Here is a 16,273-nt window from a genome sequence, read left to right on the forward strand (position 1 = left end):
GACAAGCCGAACTAGTCGCGGTCGAAAAGCTGGTCCACGAAATCGGGCAGCGGGATATCCACGCCAAGCAGGATGAGGGCGACGATCACGAGAACAGCCGCGACCAGCAGCGTACCGAGTGCGCGAATGCCGACCACCCCCTCGACCAGACGGTTCCGGCCCGAATCTACCCAGGATGGCCGCGGGCGTCAGCCACTTGGCGAGTGATCCGTAGGCAAGCCGCGACGAACGGCGGGATCCCGCACGAGTAACGCCGGACGCGGCCAACCTACGCGTCCTCCTCCTCGAGCATCTCGGCGGTGACGGCCGAGCCGGTATCCGGTATGCCCTGGTCCTTCGCGTGTTTGTCGGCCATCGCGAGCAGCCGGCGAATGCGCCCAGCCACCGCGTCCTTTGTCATCGGCGGATCGGAGAGCTGGCCAAGCTCCTCGAGCGAAGCCTGCCGGTTGGCCAACCGCAGCTGACCGGCCGTAAGCAGGTGTTCCGGGGCATCGGGGCCCAGTATGTCCAGCGCACGCTCCACTCGCGCCGCCGCGGCGACCGCCGCCCGCGCCGAGCGTCGCAGGTTCGCGTCGTCGAAGTTGGCCAGCCGGTTCGCGGTGGCGCGCACCTCCCTGCGCATCCGGCGTTCCTCCCAGGAGAGCACGCTGGAATGCGCGCCGAGCCTGGTCAGCATCGCGCCAATGGCGTCCCCGTCCCGCACCACTACTCGATCGGCCCCGCGCACCTCGCGGGATTTCGCGGTGATCCCGAGCCGGCGGGCCGCTCCCACCAGCGCCAGCGCCGCCTCCGGGCCAGGACAGGTGACTTCGAGCGAGGAGGAGCGTCCCGGTTCGGTCAGCGAGCCGTGCGCCAGGAAAGCACCCCGCCAGGCCGCCTCCGCGTCACAGGTGCCCCCGGCCACGACGGGCGCGGGCAGGCCGCGTACCGGCCGTCCTCTCGGGTCGAGCAGACCGGTCTGCCTGGCAAGGCCGTCGCCGTCCTTGACCACTCGCACCACGTAGCGGGTGCCCTTGCGCAGCCCGCCCGAGCTGATCACGTGCACATCCGAGTGGTGGCCGAACAAGTCGTGGATTTCCTTGCGCAGCCTGCGCGCCGTCGCACCGGTGTCCAGTTCCGCTTCGACGACGACCCGGCCACCCACGATGTGTAACCCGCCGGCGAAGCGCAGCAGCGAAGACACCTCCGCGCGACGACAACAGGTCTTGGACACATCCAACCGGCTGAGCTCATCCTTGACCGCCGCGGTCATCGCCACCGGCCCTCCTCTCCGCCCACGGTCTCGACCGTAAGCCTCGCTCGGCGCTCCCGATCTCCCGCTGGCCAGCTCCTACTGGCCAACTCCCCTATGCATCCCCAACGTCGAACACAGACTCCGTCAGCTCCGCGCGACGTGCACAGCCTCTCGTAGGCTGGCCGCCAGCGCATCCGCATCATGCCGACCAACATGCCCGTGAGCTGCGATGGGTGCCAACCTCGCGTGCGCCCCCATACTGGCCGCGGCGCGCCGAAGCCGTTCCGGGGTCGGCACGGCGTCAGTATCCGCGATCACCGCGTCTACCCGGAGTTCCGGTGCATGCTCGCAGAGTACGTCCAGATGGCGCTCAGGGGAGAAACCGGCCGTTTCACCCGGTTGAGGGATCAGGTTCAGCACCACGACCTTGGTGGCCCTGGTTTGTCCCAGCGCCGCACGCAACTCCGGCACGAGTAGATGTGGCAACACGCTAGTGAACCACGACCCTGGCCCGAGCAGCACGATATCCGCGTCGAGCACGGCCCGTACTGCTTCCGGGCATGCTCGTGGCACCTCGCCGGAGGCGCTTCGCAGGCTGATTCGTTGCACTTGACCTGGGGTGGAGGCGACGGCGACCTGGCCGCGAATCCAACGCGGGGTCCCGTCTGCCGCGGCAAGGCCGGCCACCTCCGCCTCGATATCCAGCGGCTCGAGGCACATCGGCAGCACCCTGCCGGATATCCGGAGCAGTCGGGCCGCTTCGTCCAGCGCGGCCACTGGATCGCCAAGCACCTCAAACAGCCCGGCGAGCAGCAGGTTGCCGACCGCGTGCCCGGCGAGCGCGCCCGAGCCACCGAACCGGTGCTGAAACACCGTGGCCCAACGGGTGCCGTGCTCGTCCGGTCCGTGCCCAGCGGTACCGGGTTCATCGAGCAGCCCGTCGCGCTCGGCGAGGGCAAGCGCCGCGAACGCCTGCCGAAGATCACCCGGCGGGATGAGGCCCAGCTCGCGGCGAATCCGGCCGGAGGAGCCACCGTCGTCGGCTACCGTCACCACGGCGGTTATCGCGTCGGTCAACCTGCGCAGTGCGGTGAGAGTGCTGTACAGGCCATGGCCACCTCCCAGTGCCACGGCGCGCGGCCGAGCCGCCTCCGTCACTCCCGCCCCAAATCCCGGTGTACGACCTTCACCGTCATTCCGTCCTCATCGGACATACGAGCGGCCAGCGCCTCGGAGAGCGCGACGCTGCGGTGTTTACCGCCGGTGCAGCCGATCGCCAGGGTCAGGTATCGCTTGCCTTCCCGCCGGTAGCCCGCACCGACCAGCCGCAACAGCTCGTGATAACGGTCAAGGAAGTCGGTGGCGCCCTCCTGCCCAAGCACGTAGTTGCTCACCTCACCGTCCAAACCGGTCTGGTCGCGCAATTCCGGAATCCAGAAAGGATTCGGCAGGAACCGCACGTCCATCACCAGGTCCGCGTCCATCGGCAGGCCATACTTGTAGCCGAAGGACAGTACGGTGACCTTGGTTTGGGTACTTGTCTCTGTGCCGAAAGCGTCCTCGATCTTGGCTCGCAGCTGGTGCACCGAAAGCGCCGAGGTGTCCAGGATCAGATCGGCCTCCTCGCGCAGCGGGGTGAGTAGTGCCCGCTCGGCGCCGATCCCGTCGATCAGCCTGCCGTCTCCCTGCATCGGATGACTGCGCTTGACCTGTTCGAACCTGCTCACCAACACGGCGTCGGTGGCTTCCAGGAACAGCACCCTCGGCTTGTAGCCCCGCGCGTCCAGATCCTTGATCACTGAGGAGAGGTCATCGGTGAACGCGCGGGACCGCACATCCATCACGACCGCGACCTTGGTGATCGCGCCACGGGCCTGCGCGCCGAGCTCGACCATTGTCGAGATCAGTTCGGGCGGCAGGTTGTCCACGACGAACCAACCGAGATCTTCCATGCATTTCGCCGCGGTACTGCGGCCGGCACCGGAAAGCCCGGAGACAACCGCCACCTCCATACCGCTGCCCGCTGGACCGTTCTGCTCGCTCACGACTCCCCTTCCCCATTCGAGTTTCCATTACTCGATGTCCCGTTACCCAACGCGGAAACGATGGTTTCCGCGGTGCGTTTGCCGACCCCCGGCACCGCACTGATCTCGTCCACACTGGCCTGTTTGAGTTTGCGTACCGAGCCAAAATGCTTGAGCAGGGCACTCTTGCGTGCTTCGCCAAGCCCGGGTACACCATCCAGCGCGGAGCTGGTCATTCGCTTGGACCGCTTCTGCCGGTGGTAGCGCACCGCGAACCGGTGTGCCTCGTCCCGAACCCGCTGCAGCAAGTAGAGCGCTTCGCTGGTGCGCGGCAGGATCACCGGGTACTCCTCGGCTGGCGGCCACACCTCTTCCAGTCGCTTGGCCAGGCCGACCACCGCGACATCGGTGATACCCAGCTCGGCGAGCACGTCGGCGGCGGCCGTCGCCTGCGGTCCCGCGCCGTCCACGACGAGTAGATTCGGCGGGTAGGCGAACTTGCGTGGTCGTCCGGTTTCCGGGTCGATACCCGGGCGCTCCGGTTCCCCGGCCGCCGCCTCGGTCTGGGCAGTATCCGTTTCGGTATCCACAGCGGACGGCGCGGCATCCGCCTTGGTCTCCTTGAGGTAGCGCGCGAACCGGCGCCGGATCACCTCCGCGATGGAGGCCACGTCACCTTCGCTGGCGGCTTCCTTGATCTCGAACCGGCGATACTCGGCCTTGCGTGGCAGGCCGTCTTCGAACACGGCCATCGAGGCGACCACATCACTGCCCTGGATATGGCTGATATCCACGCATTCTATCCGCAACGGCGCACTGTCCAGCCCGAGCAGTTCCTGAAGTTCCTGCAGTGCCGCGGACCGCGCGGTGAGATCGCCCGCCCTGCGCAGCTTGTGCTGCGCGAAGGCCTCCGTAGCGTTTCGCGTCACGGTTTCGGCAAGCGCGCGTTTGTCCCCGCGTTGGGCCACTCGCAGGCTCACCTTCGAACCGCGGAGCCCGGTCAGCCATTCGGTGATCGCCGCCGCGTCCGGCGGAAGTTCGGGAACCAGTACTTCCTTGGGCACCGGGCTACCGGCGGCGTCGGTGCCTTCGGTGCGTGCCGCGAGGTCCACCTGTTCGCCGTAGAACTGGCTCAGGAACTGCTCCACCAGGTCGGCGACGCCCATCTCCTCGACCTTGTCGATCACCCAACCGCGCTGGCCGCGGACCCGGCCACCCCGTACGTGGAACACCTGCACGGCGGCCTCCAGCTCGTCGTGCGCGAAGGCGACGACATCGGCGTCGGTGCCGTCCCCGAGTACAACCGCCTGCTTCTCCATCGCTCTGCGCAGCGCGTCCAGGTCATCGCGCAACCGGGCGGCCCGTTCGAACTCGAGTTCTTCCGCGGCCGAGCTCATCTCGCGCTCCAGCTTGCGCACCATCACATCGGTCCGCCCGGCGAGAAAGTCGCAGAAATCATCCACGATCTGGCGGTGCTCGTCCGCGGTCACTCGCCCCACGCACGGTGCCGAGCACTTCTCGATATACCCAAGCAGACACGGGCGGCCGATCTGGGCATGCCGCTTGAAGACGCCGTTGGAACAGGTTCGCGCCGGAAACACCCGCAGCAGCAGATCGAGCGTTTCCCGGATCGCCCAGGCGTGCGAGTACGGCCCGAAATAGCGCACCCCTGCCTTGCGCGGCCCCCGGTACACATGCGGTCTGGGAAACTCCTCATGCAGGGTCACCGCGAGCACCGGATAGGACTTGTCGTCCCGGTACCGCACGTTGAAGCGCGGATCGAACTCCTTGATCCAGTTGTATTCGAGCTGCAGCGCTTCAACTTCGGTGCCGACCACCGTCCACTCCACGGAGGCGGCCGTGGTCACCATCTGTCTGGTGCGCGGGTGCAGCCCGGCCAGATCAGCGAAGTACGAGTTCAGCCGGCTGCGCAGGCTTTTCGCCTTGCCGACATAGATCACCCGCGCGGTGCTGTCGCGAAACTTGTATACGCCGGGTGCATCCGGAATGCTGCCGGGCGCTGGTCGGTAGGTCGACGGGTCGGCCACCCCGCCAGCCTACGTTCGCCGTCCGACAGCCTCACGTGGGGCCAGCGGCCGGCTGGTCATGCCTCTTCGGTATCGACCTCGGTAACGCCGCCCCGTTCAGCGGCGTCGGCCCGCTCCTCGGCGCGCGCGGACTCGGCGCGCTGCAGTGCCTGGCGGTGCAAGGAACGCAGCACTCGTACCGCGTCCACGGCGCGCCGCCGGTCCACCGCCTGGATCGCCATCACCGATTCGTACTCGTCGCCTGGCATCTCCAGGCGTGCCCACGGCGCGCCGTCCGGGAAACTGACCTGCTCCACCTCGTCCCAGGAAAAGCGCCGGGTAGTCACCACGTTGCGTACTTCGATGTGCTCGGCGTCCGCGCGCACCCTCGGCCGCGCCCAGAGCAGCGAGCCGATCGCGAGCAGCACCCCGATCACCACCATCGCCACCTGATCGGCGAAGGCGAACGCCACGCCCGTGTCCCCGATCTGCAACAGCGAACCGACCGCGGTGAACGCAACGACCAGCGCGATCGCGCAGACAACGGAAACCCAGGTCATCCGGCGCGGCCGAAACTGCACCCGCTCGGGTTCAGTCATCGTCTCGCCCTCATCTCGCCGAGTTCGTTCAACGGTCCCACTGGTCACGCGAATCCCCGTTCCGTCCACGGCTGACGCAGCCCGCGTAGCACCGTGGCCGTTTCCAAGGCCGCCACACAGGCTTCAAAGCCCTTGTCTTCCAACGATTCGGGCAGCCCGCAGCGATCGAGTGCCTGCTGCTCGGTATCGCAGGTCAACACGCCGTTGCCGATGGGCGTTGACTCATCGAGCGAAACCCGGGTGAGACCCGCGGTCACCGCGTCACAGACGTACTCGAAATGTGGCGTGCCACCTCGGATCACCACACCCAACGCGACTACCGCATCGTGATGTTTGGCCAACGTCTGGCACACCACGGGAAGTTCCACCGCGCCGGCCGTGCGGACCACCGTCGGATCGGCCACCCCGGCTTTGGCTCCGGCCGCGAGGGCGCGTTCCACCAGCGCATCGGTGATCTTCGGGTGCCAGCGGGTCGCCACGATGCCCAACCGGAACTCCGAACAATCCGGAACTTCCAGCTCCGGCCTGCCCTCACCACTCATCGGGCCGCCTCCTCCCCGGTCTTATGCGGTAACCCCGCCCTGTTCGTCCTCCGGGTCAGGGTCCGGAGCACCCTGCGCGTCATACTGTTCCAGATCGGCGAGTTCATGCCCCATCCGGTCCCGTTTTGTCCGCAGATAGCGCAGATTCTCCGGATTTGTCGAGGTTGGCAGCGCGACCCTGTCCGCGACGTGCAGGCCGTAGCCTTCCAGCGCGACGCGCTTGTCCGGGTTGTTGGTCAGCAACCGCATCGAGCGAACGCCCAGATCAACCAGAATCTGCGCGCCGGTGCCATAGTCCCGCATATCCGCCGGCATACCGAGCGCGAGATTGGCGTCCACCGTGTCCGCGCCGGCGTCCTGCAGCTGGTAGGCCTGGAGTTTGTGCATCAGCCCGATGCCCCTGCCCTCATGCCCGCGGATGTAGAGCACGACGCCGCGGCCCTCGGCGGCGACCGCGCCAAGCGCGGCGTCCAACTGGTTCCCGCAGTCACAGCGCAGCGAGCCGAACACGTCACCGGTGAGGCATTCCGAGTGCACCCTGACCAGGACCTCGCTGCCATCGCCGATCTCGCCGTAGACCAGCGCGACATGCTCGATCCCGTCCAGCAGGCTGTCGTAGCCGAGCGCCCGGAAAGTCCCGTGCCGGGTCGGAATACGCGCCTCGGCCACCCATTCGACCTGCTTTTCGAACCGGCGGCGGTAGGCGATGAGATCAGCGATGCTGATCAGCCGGAGATCGTGTTCCTGGGCGAACACCTCGAGCTCGTCGCGGCGAGCCATATCGCCCTCGTCCTTCTGGCTGACGATCTCGCAGAGTACCCCCGCCGGGGACAGGCCGGCGAGCACCGCGAGGTCCACGGCGGCCTCGGTGTGGCCGGGGCGGCGCAGAACGCCACCCTCCCTCGCGCGCAGCGGCACCACGTGACCCGGTCGGGTGAAGTCGCCCGCGGTGGAACCGGTGTCCGCGAGCAGTCGAATGGTGTGCGCCCGGTCGGCCGCGGAGATCCCGGTGCTCACGCCCTCCCGAGCGTCCACCGTGACGGTGTAGGCGGTGCCCCGCGCGTCCTGGTTCGTGTGGAACATCGGCGGCAGGTCGAGCCGATCGCAGTCCTGCTCGGTCAGCGGCACGCAGATGTAGCCGGAGGTGTAGCGCACCATGAAGGCGAGCAGTTCCGGGGTGGCCTTGGCCGCGGCGAAGATCAGGTCACCCTCGTTCTCCCGGTCCTCATCGTCGACCACGACGACCGGGCGACCTTCGGCAATATCCGCGATCGCGGCCTCGATCTCAGCAAATGCTTCGCTCACCGCGTCTCCTCGTTCCTGGCACCATTATCCCCTGACTGCTCGGCATACGCGCGCAGCGCCGGGTTGGCCAGCCGTTCCAGATACTTGGACAAAACGTCAACCTCTAGGTTCACTACATCACCCGGGTCGCGCTGACCCAAGGTCGTATCCGCGAGTGTGGTGGGGATCAATGCCACGGAGAACTCATCCTGGGTAGGTTCGACGACCGTCAGTGACACCCCGTCCACCGCGACCGAACCCTTGTCCACCAGGTAGCGAGCCAATGTGGGCGGCACGCTGAACCGAGTCAGCCCGTCGGCGGCGCGGGAGCGTAGTACGCCGGTACCGTCCACATGTCCCTGGACGATATGCCCGCCGAGCCGCTGACCGACCGCGGCGGCGCGCTCCAGGTTCACCCGATCCCCCGCCTGCGCTTTGGCCAGGCTGCTGCGCAACAGTGTTTCGTGCACCACATCCACGGTGAACTGGGCGTCCACGACGTCGACGACGGTCAGGCACACGCCGCTCACCGCGATCGAGTCACCGTGTCGAGCATCCGAGGTGACCACCTGCCCACGTACGGTCAACCGCGCGGCTTCGGGGCGCTGCTGGACCTCGACGATCTCGCCGATCTCCTCGACGATTCCGGTGAACACCGCTTTACCTCCCGCTGGACTGGTTTGCCTGCTCGCGCAACTTCGCCACGGCGAGCGCCGGATCCTCCGCGCCGTACACCGCCGAGCCGGCCACGAAACAGTCGACGCCGGCTTCGGCCGCCTGTTCGATCGTGTCGGCGTTGATGCCCCCGTCGATCTCGACGACCAGGGTCAGGTGTCCAGTGTCCACCAGCGACCGGGCGGCGCGCGCCTTGTCCAACACCTCGGGTCGGAAGGACTGGCCGCCGAAACCCGGTTCAACGGACATGACCAGCAATGTGTCGTAGTGCTTGAGCACGTCCACATACGGCTCGAACGGCGTGTTGGGCTTGATCGACAGGCCGGCTTTCGCACCTGCCGCACGGAGGTTCTTGGCCAGCTGAATCGGATCCTTGGCGGCCTCGACGTGCACCGTCACGTTGTACGCGCCGGCTTCGGCATAGCCAATCGCCCAGCGGTCCGGGTCGTCGATCATCAGGTGACAGTCCAACGGGATATCCGTCGCCTTGAGCAGCGACTGCACCACGGGCAGGCCAAGAGTCAGATTGGGGACGAAGTGGGCGTCCATGACGTCCACATGCAACCAGTCCGCCCCTGGTCCGGCAGGCCCGGCGCCGACCGCGGCGCACTCCTGCGCGAGACGCGCGAAATCGGCGGACAGAATGCTCGGAGCGATTAACGGCTGGTGTACCACGCACGTAGTCTAGAAAGCAGCTCGGCGGCTCATGCGCTCGGCCGCTCCAGTAGCGCGCAGAACATCGCGTCGGTTCCGTGCCGGTGTGGCCACAGCTGCACGCTATTTCCGTGGCCCGACGAGTTTCCCGCCGTCAGCGAATCGTTGCCGAGCGCCGGCACGCCAGGGAAGTAGTCCCGGGTGTTCAGCAGGCGCGCGCCAGTGCGCCGGAGGACGTCGGTCACGACCCCGGTGGTCTCCGCGAGATGCGGGCTGCACACCACGTAGGCAACGACGCCACCGGGGCGCACCAGATCCATCGCCGCCATCAGCAGGGCCCGCTGCAGTTTGGTCAACTCACCGACATCGCTCGGCTGGCGTCGCCAACGCGCCTCGGGGCGCCGGCGCAACGCGCCGAGCCCCGTGCACGGCGCATCCACCAGCACCCTGTCGAAGGATCCGGCTGGCAGCCCCGAAGCCGTCCCGTCCACCTCGTGCACGGTTACCGGCAGCTCGCCGCAGGCCTCCCGGACCAGCTTCGCCCGGTGCGGCGCTTTTTCCACCGCGTCCAGCTCGGCCCCGGCGAGTTCGGCAAGGGCGCCAAGCAACACGGATTTACCGCCCGGCCCCGCACACAGGTCCAGCCAGCGGGCATCCGCGCCGGCTAGTTCGACTCGGGTGAGCGCCAGAGCGCAAAGCTGGCTGCCCTCGTCCTGCACAATGGCCAGCCGATCCTGGACCGGCACCAGCTTCCCCGGGTCGCCGCCGGTGTCGAGCCGAACCCCGTACGGCGCGTACGGGGCGACCTCGCCACCGGTCGCCGCGGCGAGTTCGTCCGCGGAGAGCTCACCGGGCCGCGCGGTGAGGTGTACGTGTGGCCGGGCGTCATCGGCGGCAAGCGCCGCGGCCAGCTCCTCCCCCTTATCGCCGAGTGCTTCGGCGAAGGACCGGGCGATCCAGCGCGGATGGGCATGCCGCAGCGCGTGGTAGCCAATCGGGTCCGCCGTCTCGTCCGGAGCAAGCTTGGCGAGCCAGGCCTGTTCGTCCCGCTCTGCCACCCTGCGCAGCACCGCGTTGACGAAACCGGCGATCCGGGAACCGGCAGCGGTCCGCACGAGGTCCACAGTGGATGCCACGGCGGCGTGCTCGGGGATTCTGGTGCGCAGCAGCTGATAGCTACCCAACCGCAATCCATCCAATGCGGAACCGTCGATCTCGTCGAGCGACCGGTCGCTACAGGCCGCAAGGATCTCGTCGAGCAGGCCCTGTGCCCGGCAGGCGCCATAGGCGAGCTCGGTGGCGAGTGCGGCATCGCGGCCGCTGATCCCGCGCTGTGCCAACATGTCCGGGAGTACCAGGTTCGCGTAGGCGGCACGGGTGCGCACCGCGTGCAACACGTCCAGCGCGGCTTGCCGCGCGGGGTCGTCGGCAGGCGGGCGCGCCGGACCGCTTCGCCCGCGCGGGGGCCGGTTACCAGCTGGCCGCGCCCGGCGTTTGTGTGGTTGGTTCACCGCAGCCGTTCTCCTGGTTCTATTCGGCTTCCGCGCGCCCAATCAGTGGCGGCGACTCGCTTCTTACCGCGCGCTTGCACATCGCCCAGTTCAATATCCACCGTCGACGTTCCGGCCAGTACTCGCTTGCGTTCCACGCGCAGCTCGCCAGGAGCAAGGGCGGACTCCGTGGTCGGCAGCACCGGCCCCAGTTTGAATCGCTCACCGCGGAACTCGCACCAGGCGCCCGGGTCGGGGGTCGCCGAACGCACCAGCCGGTCGATCGCGAGAGCCGGTTGCGCGAAGGAGACCCGGACGTCATCGACGGTGACCTTACCCGCGTAGCTGACCCCGTCGGCCGGCTGCTCCCTGGCGTACAGCGCACCATCGGCAATGCCATCCATTGTGGACACCATGAGGTCCGCGCCGGAGACCGCGAGCCGGTCGAGTAGTTCACCGGCGGTGTCCCTTGGCCGCACCTGCTCGGTGAGCACGCCGTACACCGGGCCGGCATCCAGTTCCCGGACGATCTGGAAGGTGCTCGCCCCGGTCACCTCATCGCCGGCACGCACAGCCGCCTGTACCGGGGCGGCGCCACGCCATGCCGGCAGCAACGAGAAGTGCAGGTTCACCCAGCCGTGCTTCGGAATGTCCAAAGCCGACTGTGGGAGCAGCGCGCCGTACGCGACTACCGGGCAGCAGTCCGGTTCCAGCTCGGCCAGTGCCGCGCGAAAGTCCGCGTCGATCCGGTCCGGGGCGAGCACCGGGATACCGTGCTCGTCGGCGAAAGCGCCGACCGGTGAACGCCCCATCCTGCGACCGCGGCCAACGGGCGCGTCCGGCCGGGTCAGCACCGCGGCCACGGTGTGCCGCTCGGCGGCGACCAGTGCCCGCAAGGTCGGCAGCGCCACGGCCGGAGTGCCGGCGAACACCAGGCGCATCAACAACCACCCATCAACCCGAACGCGAATGTCACGAGAGCAGTGTACGGACACCGGACCCGTCCCATGCCGAGGCGTAACCACGGCACCGCCGAGACCACAATCTTGAGGGATGTTGCGGTGAGCGAGGTTAGATGAGGTCGAGCGGATCGAGCTGGACGCGGATGCTCTCCGGATCCTTCCGCGCCGTCCTGCGGGCCTGCGCCGCCGCCAATGCCGTGGCCAGCTGCCGACCCTGTCGCCGGGTCGCCCTGATCAACGCCCGCTCGCGTTCGGCGTTGCCATCCATATCGACCTCACCGAGCGGCACCGGACCCAGTACTTCCGCGCCATCCGGCAACTCCAGATCGGCAAGCAGCGTGGCGAGCGCCGTGGGCGTACCGTCCACCGTGGCCATCCGCACCGCGGGTGGGAAGCCCAGCTCGGTGCGACCGGCGAGCTCCTGCGTGGCATGCCAGACCGGATCCCACCGCACCAGTGCCTGCACGGGTGCGAGTACCGACTCGGCGATCACCACCACCCTGCCGCCTGCCGAACCCGGCCGCACCAGCGCGGCCGCGGTCATCCACCGGCGCAGGGTCTCCTCGGCGGCACGAAGGTCCGCCCTGCCGAGCGAAGCCCACCCGTCCAGCAGCAGCGCGGCCCCGTAACCACCTTCGGCCACCGGTTCCGCGCCCGGCGTGCACACCACGAGATCGGGCGTCGCCGGCACCGTGGCGAGCACCTCGTCGCGGCCCGAAGTCCGCACCGTCGCGCCAGCGAACGCCCTGCCCAATTCCTCGGCGGTGCGCCCGGCGCCCACGACGACCGCGCGTATCCGCCGCGAACCACATTCGGCGCAGCGAAACGCCGGCTCACCATGTCCGCACCAGCGGCAGGCCGCCGGCTGGGTTTCCGACCCGCGCGCGGCGCGCGGCAGGCCGAGCGGTCCGGCGCACCGCCGGCAACGCGCGGCCGCCCGGCACTGCCCGCAGGCCAGCGCTGGGACGTAACCTCGGCGCGGCACCTGGACCAGTACCGGGGCACCATCTCGCAAAGACTGCCGCGCGGCCTCGAAGGCCACCGAGGGAAGCCGGGCCGACCGTGCGGCTTCGTCCCTGGCCAGCTGGGCATCGGTCTCACCGATCGCGGTGACCCTCGGCGCCGCGGCGCGGACCGCGGCTCGGTCGGCCGCGATGGCGTGCGCCCACCCCGAGTCCACCAGCAGCTGGGCCTCCGCGGTCCGGGCGAAGCCGGCCACCAGCAGTGCCGCCCCGCTCAGATGCGCGCGCTGTACCAGCACGTCGCGGACATGCGGATACGGCGCGCGGGGTTCGGCATGCAGATCGTCCCCGTCGTCCCAGACGACGAACAGGCCAGGATCGGCCACCGGCGCGAACATCGCCGCCCGGGTACCGACCACCACCTTGGCGGCCCCGCGCCGTACGGCCAGCCAGCGCCGGTAGCGCTTGGCCGGGCCGAGTCCGGCCGACAACGCCACCACCGCCTCCGCGCCGAGCAAGGCGGTACAGGCGGCATGCAGTCGGTCGACGTCCCGATGATCCGGTACCACGAGCACCGCGCCCTTACCGGCGCCGGCGGCTACGGCGGCCAGTTCGGCCAGTCGCGCGGGCCAGTCCGCGCCAGGCGGTGCCTGCCAGATAGCGCGTGGCTGCCGGCCGCCGGCGACCGCTTCGACGAAGGACTCGCCACGGGGATAGCTCGACCAGCCGGTGCGCTCGCCGTTCTCCGGAAACGGCGCGACGTCCGGGGTTTCGGCTGGCTGCTCGGCTTCCACTTTCGCGTGCCGGGGCGGGATCGCCAGCCGCAGGACATCCACCATGCTGCCCGCGTAGCGGTCGGCGACCGCGCGGGCGAGGCTCGCGATCTCCGGCGCTACTACGGGTTCGGCGGATACCACTCGGTCGAGGAAGGCCAGCTTTCCTACGTGGTCGGATTCGGCAGCCCGCTCCATCAGGTAGCCATCCACGAGTTGGCCGGCAAACCGCACCCGTACCCGACAACCGGGCACCGCGTCGGCCGCGAACTGTTCGGGAACCTGGTAGTCGAAGGTCCGGTCCAGATGGGCCAGTGCGACATCGACATAGACACGGGCGATCGGCAGGTGTGCGGCGGGTTGCCGGACACCCTTGGCAGCGCGTCTCGTGCCGGTCATGGTCGCTTCTCTATCAGAATCCGCCGTTGCCGCTGGACTCGATACCCCATTCGGGCCGGTCCAGGGCCTACCCAGGGACGGTTACTCAGGACTGCCTGGATCTGCTGGCCAGCACGGCGTTCCAGACCGCGACGGCGAGCTGGGACTTGGCGCCGAACGGGATACGCGTCTCGGTGCCGTCAGCGGCGAGCAGCCAGCCGTCGTTGTCCTCGGTCTCGAAGGCCTTGCCTTCCCCGACGGCGTTGACCACCAGCAGGTCACACCCTTTGCGGTGCAGCTTTGCCCTGGCGTACTCGAGGATATTGCCCTCGGCATCCCCGGTTTCCGCCGCGAACCCGACCATGGTCTGGCCCGGCTGGCGATCCGCCACCAGTTCGGCAAGCACATCCGGATTGCGGGTCAGCGCGATCGGATCGGGTTCCCGTTCGGTCTTTTTGATCTTGTAGGCCGCCGAGCCGGTCGGTCGGAAATCCGCGACGGCAGCGGCCATCACCACGACATCAGCCTCGGCCGCAGCCTGCCGCATCGCCTCGCGCAACTCCTGCGCGGTGCCGGCCTGCACGACGCGCACCCCGGCCGGTTCGGACAGCGCCACGGTATGCGCCGCGACCAGTGTGACCTCGGCACCTCGCTGCGCCGCGACGCGGGCGAGCGCGTAACCCTGTTTACCCGAGGAACGGTTGCCCAGCCAGCGGACCGGGTCCAGCGGTTCCCTGGTGCCACCCGCGGATACCACCACCCGTAGACCGCGCATATCCCACGGCAGGGCCTGCGGGCTGGCCAGCAGCAGGCGCGCAAGATCGACGATCTCGCCGGGGTCAGCCAACCGTCCTTTACCACTGTCCGCGCCGGTCAGTCGGCCGGCGGCGGGCTCGGTCACCACCGTGCCGCGTTCGCGCAAGGTGGCCACATTGGCCTGAGTCGCCGGATGTTCCCACATCTCGGTGTGCATCGCCGGGGACATCAGTACCGGGCAACGCGCGGTGAGCAGGGTATTGGTCAGCAGGTCATCGGCCATCCCATGCGCTGCCTTGGCGAGCAGATCGGCCGTGGCGGGTACCACCAGCACGAGATCGGCCTGTTGACCCAGCCGGACATGCGGTACCTCGTCGACGTCCTGAAAGACGCCGGTGTGTACCGGCTGACCGGACAGCGCGGCAAAGGTGGCCTCGCCGACGAAACGCAGCGCGGCCTCGGTGGGCACCACCCGGACCTCATGTCCCGCCTCGGTCAGGCCACGCAGTACTTCGCACGCCTTATAGGCGGCGATCCCCCCGCCAACGCCCAGCACCACGCGGCGCCGCGCGCCGGGCGGTTCGGCCTCCTGGCTCACTCGCCCTCGGTGTGCTCAAGCAGTCCGGTGTGGATCTCGCGTAGCGCGATGGACAGTGGCTTCTCGCGCGGCCCCGGCTCGACCAGTGGACCAACGTACTCCAGCAGACCCTCGCCAAGCTGGGCGTAGTAGTCATTGATCTGCCGCGCGCGCTTGGCGGAGTAGATCACCAGCGCGTACTTCGAACTGACCTTCTCAAGCAGGTCGTCGATGGGCGGGTCGGTAATGCCGTCCTGCGCCGAAGCCGGCTCGGACTGGATACCAAACGCCGTGGGGATGCTCACTCGGAACGCTCCTGGGAAGTCCGGAAAGGGTTGGCCATTTACTCATGGACCGGAAGTAAGCCGCCTGGCGATGCGCTCACCTGCGCGAATCACTGGTCAGTAGCTACCGGCACCGTATCAAGGTTAGCAACTGTTCGGCGGACGATCGCACATCGGCGTTCACCACGACCTCGTCGAACTCCTCGGCGGCACCGAGTTCGGCCTTCGCGGTCCGTAGCCGACGGTCCACGACATCCGCGCCCTCGGTGCCCCGCCCGGTCAGCCGGTCCACCAGCTCCTGCCAGTTCGGCGGAGCCAGCATCACCAGCAGCGCCTCCGGCATGGCCACCCGGACCTGCCGCGCGCCGGCCAGTTCGATCTCCAGTACGGCGGGGTTGCCTTCGCCGAGTGCCCGTTCCACTGGCGCCCGAGGGGTGCCGTAACGGTTACCGGCGTACTCCGCGTACTCAAGTAGTCCACCGGAGGCAATCAACTCGTCAAAGGCGCGGTCGTCGATGAAGTGGTAATGCTCGCCATCGACCTCTCCCGGCCGCGGTGGCCGAGTGGTGACCGACACACTGAAATACAACTCGGGAAGCAGTCGGCGCAGTTCGGTGACGACGCTCGATTTACCTACTCCCGATGGGCCCGAGACGACGAGGAGCCGGGCTCGGGCACTTGTACCCGAACCCGGCTCACCGCCAGTTACTTCGCCAATCACTCGCCTTGGAACTCGGTGAGCAGCGCCTTGCGCTGCCGGTCACCGAGGCCACGCAGACGACGGCTTGGCGCGATTTCCAGACGCTCCATGATCTGCTGGGCGCGCACCTTGCCGACACCCGGAAGTGCCTCAAGCAGTGCGGATACCTTCATCTTGCCCAAGACCTCGTCGCTGTCCGCGGCGGAGAGCACGTCGGAAAGGGTTGTCCCGCCGCGCTTCAGCCGCTCCTTGAGCTCGGCCCTGGCACGACGGGCAGCAGCAGCCTTCTCCAGTGCTGCGGCCCGCTGCTCCTCGGTCAGCTGGGGAAGGGCCACGATTTCCTCCGAAAGGT

16 protein-coding genes and 1 pseudogene are annotated in these 16,273 nt (G+C 68.3%); all 17 read right to left on the bottom strand.

The window, feature by feature from the left end; all coding sequences use genetic code 11:
* Window positions 1–11: 11 nt before the first annotated feature.
* The 17 genes and pseudogenes from EV191_RS30855 to mihF all read right to left on the bottom strand — a co-directional run bounded on the left by EV191_RS30855 (window position 12) and on the right by mihF (window position 16,256).
* Window positions 12–137: a hypothetical protein gene (locus EV191_RS30855; protein WP_279388455.1), complete on the bottom strand. Its 126-nt coding sequence runs from the start codon at window positions 135–137 to the stop codon at window positions 12–14.
* A gap of 131 nt (window positions 138–268) precedes the next feature.
* Window positions 269–1,258, bottom strand: coding sequence for a DNA-binding protein WhiA (gene whiA, locus EV191_RS24065; protein ID WP_132879653.1), 990 nt, complete (start codon window positions 1,256–1,258; stop codon window positions 269–271).
* A gap of 120 nt (window positions 1,259–1,378) precedes the next feature.
* Window positions 1,379–2,392 carry a gluconeogenesis factor YvcK family protein gene (locus EV191_RS24070; RefSeq protein WP_132879654.1) on the bottom strand — a complete coding sequence of 338 codons (1,014 nt, stop codon included), beginning with the start codon at window positions 2,390–2,392 and terminating at the stop codon, window positions 1,379–1,381.
* Complete coding sequence (gene rapZ, locus EV191_RS24075; protein ID WP_132879787.1) at window positions 2,389–3,246, bottom strand: RNase adapter RapZ; 858 nt, start codon at window positions 3,244–3,246, stop codon at window positions 2,389–2,391. Before rapZ ends, EV191_RS24070 begins: the two co-directional genes overlap by 4 nt.
* A gap of 29 nt (window positions 3,247–3,275) precedes the next feature.
* Window positions 3,276–5,306 carry an excinuclease ABC subunit UvrC gene (gene uvrC, locus EV191_RS24080; protein ID WP_132879656.1) on the bottom strand — a complete coding sequence of 677 codons (2,031 nt, stop codon included), beginning with the start codon at window positions 5,304–5,306 and terminating at the stop codon, window positions 3,276–3,278.
* A 146-nt stretch (window positions 5,307–5,452) separates the two neighbouring features.
* Window positions 5,453–5,884 (bottom strand): annotated as a pseudogene (locus EV191_RS24085) (PH domain-containing protein); the annotation flags it as partial.
* 44 nt (window positions 5,885–5,928) lie between these two features.
* The gene (gene ribH / locus EV191_RS24090; RefSeq protein WP_132879660.1) at window positions 5,929–6,426 is read right to left on the bottom strand and encodes a 6,7-dimethyl-8-ribityllumazine synthase; all 498 of its coding nucleotides are present in this window, start codon (window positions 6,424–6,426) and stop codon (window positions 5,929–5,931) included.
* Between the two features lie 21 nt (window positions 6,427–6,447).
* The gene (locus EV191_RS24095) at window positions 6,448–7,731 is read right to left on the bottom strand and encodes a bifunctional 3,4-dihydroxy-2-butanone-4-phosphate synthase/GTP cyclohydrolase II (protein WP_132879661.1); all 1,284 of its coding nucleotides are present in this window, start codon (window positions 7,729–7,731) and stop codon (window positions 6,448–6,450) included.
* Complete coding sequence (locus EV191_RS24100) at window positions 7,728–8,366, bottom strand: riboflavin synthase (RefSeq protein WP_132879663.1); 639 nt, start codon at window positions 8,364–8,366, stop codon at window positions 7,728–7,730. The genes EV191_RS24095 and EV191_RS24100 overlap by 4 nt, the downstream gene beginning before the upstream one ends.
* A 4-nt stretch (window positions 8,367–8,370) precedes the next feature.
* Entirely contained in the window at window positions 8,371–9,060 is a 690-nt protein-coding gene (gene rpe, locus EV191_RS24105; RefSeq protein WP_132879664.1) for a ribulose-phosphate 3-epimerase, read from the bottom strand.
* Window positions 9,061–9,089: 29 nt separating this feature from the next.
* A complete protein-coding gene (locus tag EV191_RS24110) occupies window positions 9,090–10,550 on the bottom strand; it encodes an RsmB/NOP family class I SAM-dependent RNA methyltransferase (protein ID WP_132879666.1) in 1,461 nt (486 codons plus the stop codon).
* Window positions 10,547–11,470, bottom strand: a complete 924-nt coding sequence (locus EV191_RS24115; protein WP_132879667.1) for a methionyl-tRNA formyltransferase — start codon at window positions 11,468–11,470, stop codon at window positions 10,547–10,549. Before EV191_RS24115 ends, EV191_RS24110 begins: the two co-directional genes overlap by 4 nt.
* Window positions 11,471–11,600: 130 nt before the next feature.
* Entirely contained in the window at window positions 11,601–13,700 is a 2,100-nt protein-coding gene (locus EV191_RS24120; RefSeq protein ID WP_279388456.1) for a primosomal protein N', read from the bottom strand.
* A 10-nt stretch (window positions 13,701–13,710) separates the two neighbouring features.
* Window positions 13,711–14,916, bottom strand: a complete 1,206-nt coding sequence (coaBC, locus tag EV191_RS24125) for a bifunctional phosphopantothenoylcysteine decarboxylase/phosphopantothenate--cysteine ligase CoaBC (RefSeq protein ID WP_132879788.1) — start codon at window positions 14,914–14,916, stop codon at window positions 13,711–13,713.
* Between the two features lie 38 nt (window positions 14,917–14,954).
* Complete coding sequence (gene rpoZ, locus EV191_RS24130) at window positions 14,955–15,242, bottom strand: DNA-directed RNA polymerase subunit omega (RefSeq protein WP_207894652.1); 288 nt, start codon at window positions 15,240–15,242, stop codon at window positions 14,955–14,957.
* Between the two features lie 103 nt (window positions 15,243–15,345).
* On the bottom strand, window positions 15,346–15,942 hold the full coding sequence (gene gmk, locus EV191_RS24135; protein ID WP_132879671.1) for a guanylate kinase: 597 nt from the start codon (window positions 15,940–15,942) through the stop codon (window positions 15,346–15,348).
* Entirely contained in the window at window positions 15,939–16,256 is a 318-nt protein-coding gene (gene mihF, locus EV191_RS24140) for an integration host factor, actinobacterial type (RefSeq protein ID WP_132879673.1), read from the bottom strand. Before mihF ends, gmk begins: the two co-directional genes overlap by 4 nt.
* Window positions 16,257–16,273: the final 17 nt, after the last annotated feature.

Origin of the sequence: Tamaricihabitans halophyticus, from assembly GCF_004340875.1 — a bacterium.
Classification (GTDB): domain Bacteria; phylum Actinomycetota; class Actinomycetes; order Mycobacteriales; family Pseudonocardiaceae; genus Tamaricihabitans; species Tamaricihabitans halophyticus.

Bases quoted from the DNA above. Each gene is read 5' to 3' on its own strand.
- EV191_RS24115 (WP_132879667.1), bottom strand. From the start codon at position 11,470: ATGCGCCTGGTGTTCGCCGGCACTCCGGCCGTGGCGCTGCCGACCTTG.
- rapZ (WP_132879787.1), bottom strand. From the start codon at position 3,246: ATGGAGGTGGCGGTTGTCTCCGGGCTTTCCGGTGCCGGCCGCAGTACC.
- ribH (WP_132879660.1), bottom strand. From the start codon at position 6,426: ATGAGTGGTGAGGGCAGGCCGGAGCTGGAAGTTCCGGATTGTTCGGAG.